The following is a 6,906-nucleotide window of genomic DNA, read 5'->3' as shown; positions in this document are numbered from 1 at the left end:
CGTCGTCGAGCTCGACCGACCCAAGCGCCCGGCCCGCCGCGCCGGCGCCAAGTCCGACCCCATCGATGCCGAGCGCGCCGCCCGCGATGCGCTGGCCCGAACCCAACTGGCCCAGCCCAAGACCGGGGCGGAGCGGGCTGCGCTGCAGATGCGCCTGACCGCCCGGCGTGCCGCCGTGGAGGCTGCCACCACCGCCCAGCGGCAACTGCTGGCCATGGTCATCACCGCCCCGGAGCCGGTGCGCGCCCGGTTCCGCGGGCAGACCACCCGCGCCATGATCTCCACCGCCGCCCGGCTGCGCCCTGGCGCCAGCAACGGCGACATCGAAACGATCACCGCGCTGACCGTGCTGCACGACCTGGCCGCCCGGATCCGGTTCCTCGAGGTCGAAGCGCTCGACCACGAGAAGGCCCTCCGCGCCATCGTCCGGTCCTGGCGGCCGGACCTGCTCGAACTGACCGGAGTCGGCCCGATCGTGGCCGCCACCGTGCTCACCGCCTGGTCCCACTCCGGCCGCTGCCGCAGCGACGCCGCGTTCGCGATGCTCGCCGGCACCGCGCCGATCCCGGCGTCCTCGGGCAAGACCGTGCGCTACCGGCTCAACCGCTCCGGCGACAGACAGCTCAACCGCGCCCTGCACACCGTCGTCCTCAGCCGGCTGCAACGCGATGAACGCACCCGCGCCTACGCCGACCGCCGCCGGGCCCAGGGCAAGACCGATCGAGAGATCAAGCGCTGCCTCAAGCGCTACCTCGCCCGAGAGCTCTACCGACGCCTCGAATCACCACCGGCAGCGGGGGCTTGACGAGCCATAGGAGCGTCCGCCGTCCGCCCGCTCGCCGTCTCTCCGCCCACCGCCTCTCCGCTCGCCGCTCGCTGGACGGACGGACGGACGGGCGGACGGGCGGCGGCGGGCCGCGGCCCGGGCGCTAGCCTCGGGAGGCCAGGAGGGCTCGCCTAGTGGCCGATGGCGGCGGTCTTGAAAACCGCTAGGAGTTCGCGCTCCTCGTGGGTTCGAATCCCACGCCCTCCGCTCGCGGCCCCGTGGCCCGGTGCCGCCGCGCGAGGACGACGACCGCCCCCGGCGCGGACGGCCGGACGCCCTCCGGCCCGCTCCGCGACGCGGAACGGGCCGGAGGGGACACCGGTCAGCCCAGCAGCTTGGCCTTCTGGGCGGCGAACTCCTCCTCGGTGAGGATCCCCGCGTCGCGCAGCTCGCCGAGCTTGCGCAGCTGCTCGACGAGGTCCGGCTTCGCCTCCGGGGCCGGCGCGGGCGCGGGCGCGGGCGGGGCGCCGTAGGCCATCTGCGGGTTCATGTGGTGCACGTACTGCGACTGCCGCTCCATCGTCTTCTTGTGCCGCGCCTCGCTCACCAGCGGCGCGAGCAGGTCGTAGACCTGGTGCGGGCTCTCGATGTTGTCCAGCACGACCTGGCCGCTGGTCGTCCCGCTCTCCAGGACGCCGGTCAGGTTGAAGGTGTCCTGGGAGACGCCGTAGGCCGGGTCGTCGAGGCCGAGGACGAGGTCGCCCACGTCCTTGCCGCGCTGCCACAGGGCCTGGCGGACGTCCATGTCGCGGACCGCCCACAGCGGCACGCTCTCGGTGCGGGTGCCGAGCAGCCCGCTCTCGATCCAGATGCGGTCCTTGGTGATCCGGTACCGCGCCTTGGCGACGCCGGCCGCGCCGGTCGCCCCGCCCTTGCTCTCGCCGAACCACAGCGTGTTCGGGTCGTTGGCCCACTGCTCGGTGCGCTTGGCCGACTGCTCGGCGAGCTTGGCCTTGCCCTGCTCGGCGACCGCCTTGCCCTGGTCGGCGACCTGCTTGAGCCGGTCCTTCCAGCTCGGCTTGCCCGCCGGCGGCTGCTGCTGCGGCGCGTAGGGCTGCTGCTGTCCGTACGGCTGCTGCGCGGGGCCCCCGGCGGCGGTGGCGCCGTACGCGGCCGGCTGCGTCTGGTCCGGCGCCGCGAAACCGGCCTCGGCGGAGCCGTAGTACTGCACGTCCGCGTCGCCCGGCGGCGGCGGGGGCGGGGGCGCCGCGGCACCCGGCAGCGGCAGGTCGGGCCGCGGCGCGTCGATGCCCGTCGTCCCCTGGTCGGAGACGTGCTCGGTCCAGGCGCCGCCGTTCCAGTAGCGCAGCTCGTGCGTCCCGCTCGGGTCGGGCAGCCAGCTCGCGTCCACCATCAGATGTCCCTCCAGCCCCCGGGACCCTCCCGGCGACCGCGACACTGTGCCAGCGGCCCGCCCGCTCGGGAACACCTCCGGGCGCGGTGCAGACAGGCCTCGGGTGGGGCTGCTCCGGGCGCGGGATCCGGCCGCCCGGCGGCAGCGGCGCGGTCCCTACCGGTCGCGGAGGTTGCGCGCCGCGGCGGCGAGGGTCCGGGCGGTGAGCCGGCCGTCGGCCAGGCCGAGCGCCACGACGTCGTCGAACACCCGCTGGTCGGCCGCGGCGCCTCGGACGGCGGCGTCCATCAGCCGCGGCCACCGGGACAGCTGCGAGGCCACCGTCGTCGCGCGCAGGTGCCCGCCCAGCCGCCGCCCCAGCGCCACGCGGTACGCCGCCCCGGCGCCCGCGCCCGCCGCCCCGGCGCCCGCGCCCGCCGCCGCGGCGGCCCCCGCGAGCGCGCCGGAGAGGACGGCGTAGAAGATGCCCTCCCCGGTCAGCGGGTTGATCAGCGAGGCGGCGTCCCCGGCCAGCAGCACGCGGCCGTCGGGCTGGCGGTGCCGGCCGGTCGACAGCGGCAGCCGGTGCGCGCGCAGCTCCCGCGGCTCGACGCCGGGCAGCAGGCGGTGCAGGCCGGCGACCAGGTCCGCCCGGCTCGCACCGCCCGACACGAGCTCGCCGTACCCGACGTTGGCCCGCCCGTCGCCCAGCGGGAACGACCACGCGTAGGCCGGCCACCGCTGCTCGGTCAGCACCAGCGCCTGCGCGCCCGGGCGCAGCCGCGGCTCGGGGGCGTAGCCGCGGATCGCCACCGCGATGCGGTCGTCCCGGGTGCGGGGCAGCCCGAGCGCCCGGCGGACGACGGACTCCGCGCCGTCCGCCCCGACCAGCACGCGCGCACGGAGGGCGCCGTCGACGACCACGCCGTCGTCGTCCACGACCAGCGACCGGACCCGGTGGCGGCGGAACACCGCGCCGGCGGCGAGCGCGGCGGCCAGGATGCGCGCGTCCAGCACCTGCCGGGGGACGACGTGCGAGGGCCGGGCGGTGTCCCCCTCGACGAGCGCGCCGCGCGGTGCCCGCAGCGACAGCCGCGGCACGGCCGGGTGGCCGGCGACGAGCGCCGCCGGGTCCGCGCCGAGGACGGCGAGCACGTCGAGGGCCTCGGCGGCGATCCCGTCGCCGCACACCTTGTCGCGGGGGAACTCGGCGCGGTCGATGATCAGCACGCTCAGGCCGGCCCGCCGCGCACCCAGCGCCGCCGCCGCGCCCGCCGGACCACCGCCGGCCACCACGACGTCCCAGGTATCCACCCCCGCGACGCTAGGGAGCCGCGTCGAGATCTGCACACTCGTCGCCATCACGCGCTGATGGCGACGAGTGTGCAGATCTCGTCGAGGGGGGTCAGCGGTCCTGGGCGAGCAGGGCGCGCCAGCTGTCCCGGTCGTGCGCGGCGGGCACGGTGTCGCGGAGGAAGGCGGCCAGGACGCGGCAGAAGCGCTGGGGGTCGTCGATGTGCGGCCAGTGCCCGGCGCCCTCGAAGACCTCGACGCGGGCGCTGGGCACCAGCCGGCGGACGGCGTCGGCGTGGCTCGTCGGCACGATCGGGTCGCGGCTGCCCCAGATCACCAGCATCGGGACCGCGTCGGCCAGGTAGAGCCGGTCGAGCGCGGTCACCGCCTGGCCCCGGGCGTCGACGACGCTGCGCAGCGTGCGCAGGAAGGCCCGCCGGGCCTCGACGTCCTTGAGCGCGAGCAGCGCCTCCCCGGCCTCGGCCAGGTCGCGCGCCTGCTTCCACCCGGTCACCCGGCCCACGCCCTCGACGGCCCACAGCCCCGCCCGCAGCGCCCCGGAGGCGCCGGCCAGGCCGGTGAGCACCAGCTCGGCGCCGGGGAGGGTGGCCGCCCGCAGCGTCGCCGACAGCTCCGGGCCCAGGCCGCCGCTGCCGACGAGCACCAGCCGCTGGCAGCGCTCGGGGAACTGGTAGGCGAACTGCAGCGCCACCCCGCCGCCGAGCGAGTGGCCGACCACGGTGACCTGCTCGACGTCCAGCACCGACAGCAGGTCGCGCATGCCGTTGGCGTAGCCGGCGATGGAGTAGTCGCCCCGCGGCTTGTCCGAGTCGCCGTGGCCGAGCAGGTCCGGCGCGATCACCGTGTGCTGCTCGGCGAGCGGGCCGATCACCTCCGCCCAGGTCTGCGCGTTGTTGCCGATGCCGTGGATCAGCAGCAGCGGCGGGCCGCTGCCGGCGCGGAGGAACGCGCGCAGGTGGCCGTGCACCACCCGGGTCTCCCGCACGAGCCGCGTGCTCATCCCCCCAGTGGACCACCGGTCCTTTGCGCCGGTATTACGCCGTCCCCCGGCGTTACGGTGGCCGCCCGCGCGAGATCTGCACACTCGTCGGCATCAGGCGCTGATGCCGACGAGTGTGCAGATCTCGTCGAGGGGTCAGGGGGGTCGAGGGGTCAGGGGGGTGTGGGGGTCCACTTCCGCGGCGGGTGCTCGTAGGACCCGATGAAGTCCAGCAGGCCGGCGGCGTCGGTCACCACGCCCAGCGCGTCGAGGCGGCGGCGGTCGAGGTAGCCGTCGTCGGCCATCCGGCGGAGCTGGGTCAGCAGCGGCTGCCAGAACCCGTCGACGTCCACCAGCACCGTCGGCTTGGCGTGCAGGCCGAGCATCCCCCAGGTCCAGGCCTCGAAGAGCTCCTCCAGGGTGCCGGCGGCGCCGGGCAGCGCGACGAACGCGTCGGCCAGCTCGGCCATCCGGGCCTTGCGCTCGTGCATCGACCCGACGACCTCCAGCCGGGGCAGCCCGGGGTGGGCGAGCTCGTCGTCGACCAGGTGCTGGGGGATGACCCCGACCACCTCGCCGCCGGCGGCCAGGGCGGCGTCGGCCACCACGCCCATGAGCCCCACGCGCCCGCCGCCGTAGACGATGCCCACCCCGGCGCGGGCCAGGTCGCCGGCCAGCGCGGCGGCCGCCGCGCGGTGGGACCCGGGCCCGCTCTGCGACCCGGTGAAGACGGCGACGCGCGAGGTCACCGGCCGAGCACGTCCTCGACGAACCCGTTGACCTGCTCGGTGATCACCCGCGGGAAGGTCTCGAAGGCGGCGGCCTTCTCCGGGGAGGCGTCGTAGGCCTGGACGGCGGCGGTGAACGCGGCCTCGTCGCCGTCGTGCGCGACCGCCCAGGTGAAGGTGTCCTGCGCGTGGTCGGCGTAGGCGAACACGACGCGGAACCCGTACTGCTCGCGGACGGGCGGCACGGCGGGGAACCAGGCGAGGAACTCGGGCAGGCGGCCGGGCTCGAGGCGGTAGCGGCGCAGCTGGACGGTGGTCACCGCGTCGATCCTGCCAGGGGGATCTGCGCTTCACTGGAGGGCGTGGCGTTCACCCTGACCGACGGCTGGACGACGTGCGATCTCGGCCACCGGCACTGGGGGAGGGCCGGGGCGGCCGGGCTGCTGCTGCACCGGCACGGCGGGTCCGGCCCCGAGCTGCTGCTGCAGCACCGCGCCGAGTGGTCGCACCACGGCGGCACCTGGGGCACGCCCGGCGGGGCGCTGCACCGGGGCGAGGCGCCCGAGCGCGGCGCACTCCGGGAGGTGCACGAGGAACTGGGGCTGGGGGAGGACGACGTCGTCCTCGGGGCCCGGTCCGTGGACGACCACGGCGGCTGGGCCTACACCACGGTGCTGGCCACCCCGTCGCGCCCGATCGAGCCGGCGGACCTGCGGCTGGACGGCGAGAGCACCGCGGTGGGCTGGATCCCGCTGACCGGGCTGGAGCGGGTGCCGCTGCACCCCGGGCTGGCCGCCTCCCTCCCGCGCCTGGTCCCCCTCCTGCTCCGATAGCCCCGGAGGAGAACCGGGGGCGTCACGCCGACGGTTCTCCTCCGTGCACGGGGGCGACGAGCGCGCGGTGGTCGCCGACCGCGAGGGTGGCCGCGGCGCCGTCGCCGGCCGGGACGGCGCCGAGGGACACCACGTGGTCCAGCTGCACCCGCGGCTCGCCGGCCGGGAACGACGCGGCCCGGACCAGCGGCACGCCGCCCAGCAGCCGGGCCGGCAGCCCGCCGGGGAGGTTGAGGTCGCCGGCCACGACGACCGGCCCGGGCAGCGTCGCCGCCCAGCGGCGCACGGCCCGCAGCTGCCGCAGCGCGGTCGGCGGGGAGAACGACAGGTGCGTGCCGATGACGGTCAGCCCGTCCAGGCACGCCGCCACGGCGACGCGCGGCTCGTCGGGCACCCACCACCAGCGCGGCCGGCCGGTCCGCGGGTCCGGCGCGCGCACCGGCAGCCGTGCCCGCCCGCCGCCGAGCGGCAGCACCGACCAGCCGAGCACCGGCCGGCGGCTGACCACGGCGATGCCGTACAGCGGGCCGGGGACGGCGTCGCCGGGCCCGCGGAGCACCGGCGGGTCGACCGGGGTCCAGCGGCGCACCGGCCCGGGGGTGCCGGCGACGGTGGCCGCGGCCCGCCAGTGGACGGCGTCCAGAGCGGCGGCGACCAGCGCCGGCTGGTCGCTGCCGCCGGACCGGGGTTGCCCCGCGTCGAGCTCCTGCACCGCCAGCACGTCCACGTCCAGCGTCGCGAGGGCCGCGCGCACGCGCTCGTCGGTCAGGACGGCGCCCGAGGGGCCGCGGCCGGAGGCGAGGTTCAGCGTGCCGACGCGCAGTACCGGTCGGTCGGCCACCCGCCGGACGGTACGCCGCGCGCGGTCCGGCACGCCGCGCGCCGGACCGGTC

General features: G+C 77.0%; 8 protein-coding genes and 1 tRNA gene. 3 read left to right on the top strand and 6 right to left on the bottom strand.

What is annotated here, in order from left to right; all coding sequences use genetic code 11:
* Nucleotides 1–805, top strand: an 805-nt coding sequence (locus tag ACK586_RS17445; protein ID WP_409331767.1) for a transposase, incomplete at its 5' end; no start/stop codon positions are given.
* 141 nt (nucleotides 806–946) lie between these two features.
* Nucleotides 947–1,033: transfer RNA gene (locus ACK586_RS17440), tRNA-Ser, on the top strand.
* 115 nt (nucleotides 1,034–1,148) lie between these two features.
* On the opposite strand, the gene ACK586_RS17435 is transcribed toward ACK586_RS17440, so the two are convergent.
* From ACK586_RS17435 to ACK586_RS17415, 5 genes are all read right to left on the bottom strand, one after another.
* Complete coding sequence (locus tag ACK586_RS17435; protein WP_409331766.1) at nucleotides 1,149–2,180, bottom strand: PH domain-containing protein; 1,032 nt, start codon at nucleotides 2,178–2,180, stop codon at nucleotides 1,149–1,151.
* Nucleotides 2,181–2,336: 156 nt separating this feature from the next.
* Nucleotides 2,337–3,473, bottom strand: a complete 1,137-nt coding sequence (locus ACK586_RS17430) for an NAD(P)/FAD-dependent oxidoreductase (RefSeq protein ID WP_409331765.1) — start codon at nucleotides 3,471–3,473, stop codon at nucleotides 2,337–2,339.
* Between the two features lie 91 nt (nucleotides 3,474–3,564).
* A complete protein-coding gene (locus tag ACK586_RS17425) occupies nucleotides 3,565–4,473 on the bottom strand; it encodes an alpha/beta fold hydrolase (protein WP_409331764.1) in 909 nt (302 codons plus the stop codon).
* Between the two features lie 152 nt (nucleotides 4,474–4,625).
* Nucleotides 4,626–5,201, bottom strand: a complete 576-nt coding sequence (locus ACK586_RS17420; RefSeq protein ID WP_409331763.1) for an LOG family protein — start codon at nucleotides 5,199–5,201, stop codon at nucleotides 4,626–4,628.
* On the bottom strand, nucleotides 5,198–5,500 hold the full coding sequence (locus ACK586_RS17415) for a hypothetical protein (RefSeq protein ID WP_409331762.1): 303 nt from the start codon (nucleotides 5,498–5,500) through the stop codon (nucleotides 5,198–5,200). The genes ACK586_RS17420 and ACK586_RS17415 overlap by 4 nt, the downstream gene beginning before the upstream one ends.
* Before the next feature lie 42 nt (nucleotides 5,501–5,542).
* Between ACK586_RS17415 and ACK586_RS17410 the strand changes: the two genes are divergently transcribed.
* Nucleotides 5,543–6,013: an NUDIX domain-containing protein gene (locus ACK586_RS17410; protein ID WP_409331761.1), complete on the top strand. Its 471-nt coding sequence runs from the start codon at nucleotides 5,543–5,545 to the stop codon at nucleotides 6,011–6,013.
* A gap of 22 nt (nucleotides 6,014–6,035) precedes the next feature.
* On the opposite strand, the gene ACK586_RS17405 is transcribed toward ACK586_RS17410, so the two are convergent.
* On the bottom strand, nucleotides 6,036–6,854 hold the full coding sequence (locus ACK586_RS17405) for an endonuclease/exonuclease/phosphatase family protein (protein WP_409331760.1): 819 nt from the start codon (nucleotides 6,852–6,854) through the stop codon (nucleotides 6,036–6,038).
* Nucleotides 6,855–6,906: the final 52 nt, after the last annotated feature.

Origin of the sequence: Trujillonella humicola (genome assembly GCF_046233715.1) — a bacterium.
Lineage (GTDB): Bacteria > Actinomycetota > Actinomycetes > Mycobacteriales > Geodermatophilaceae > Trujillonella > Trujillonella humicola.
Note: the sequence above shows the minus strand (reverse complement) of the source record. Positions and strands in the feature narration are given on the sequence as shown.

Coding starts and splice junctions, on each gene's coding strand:
- ACK586_RS17435 (WP_409331766.1), bottom strand. CDS start 2,180: ATGGTGGACGCGAGCTGGCTGCCCGACCCGAGCGGGACGCACGAGCTG.
- ACK586_RS17425 (WP_409331764.1), bottom strand. CDS start 4,473: ATGAGCACGCGGCTCGTGCGGGAGACCCGGGTGGTGCACGGCCACCTG.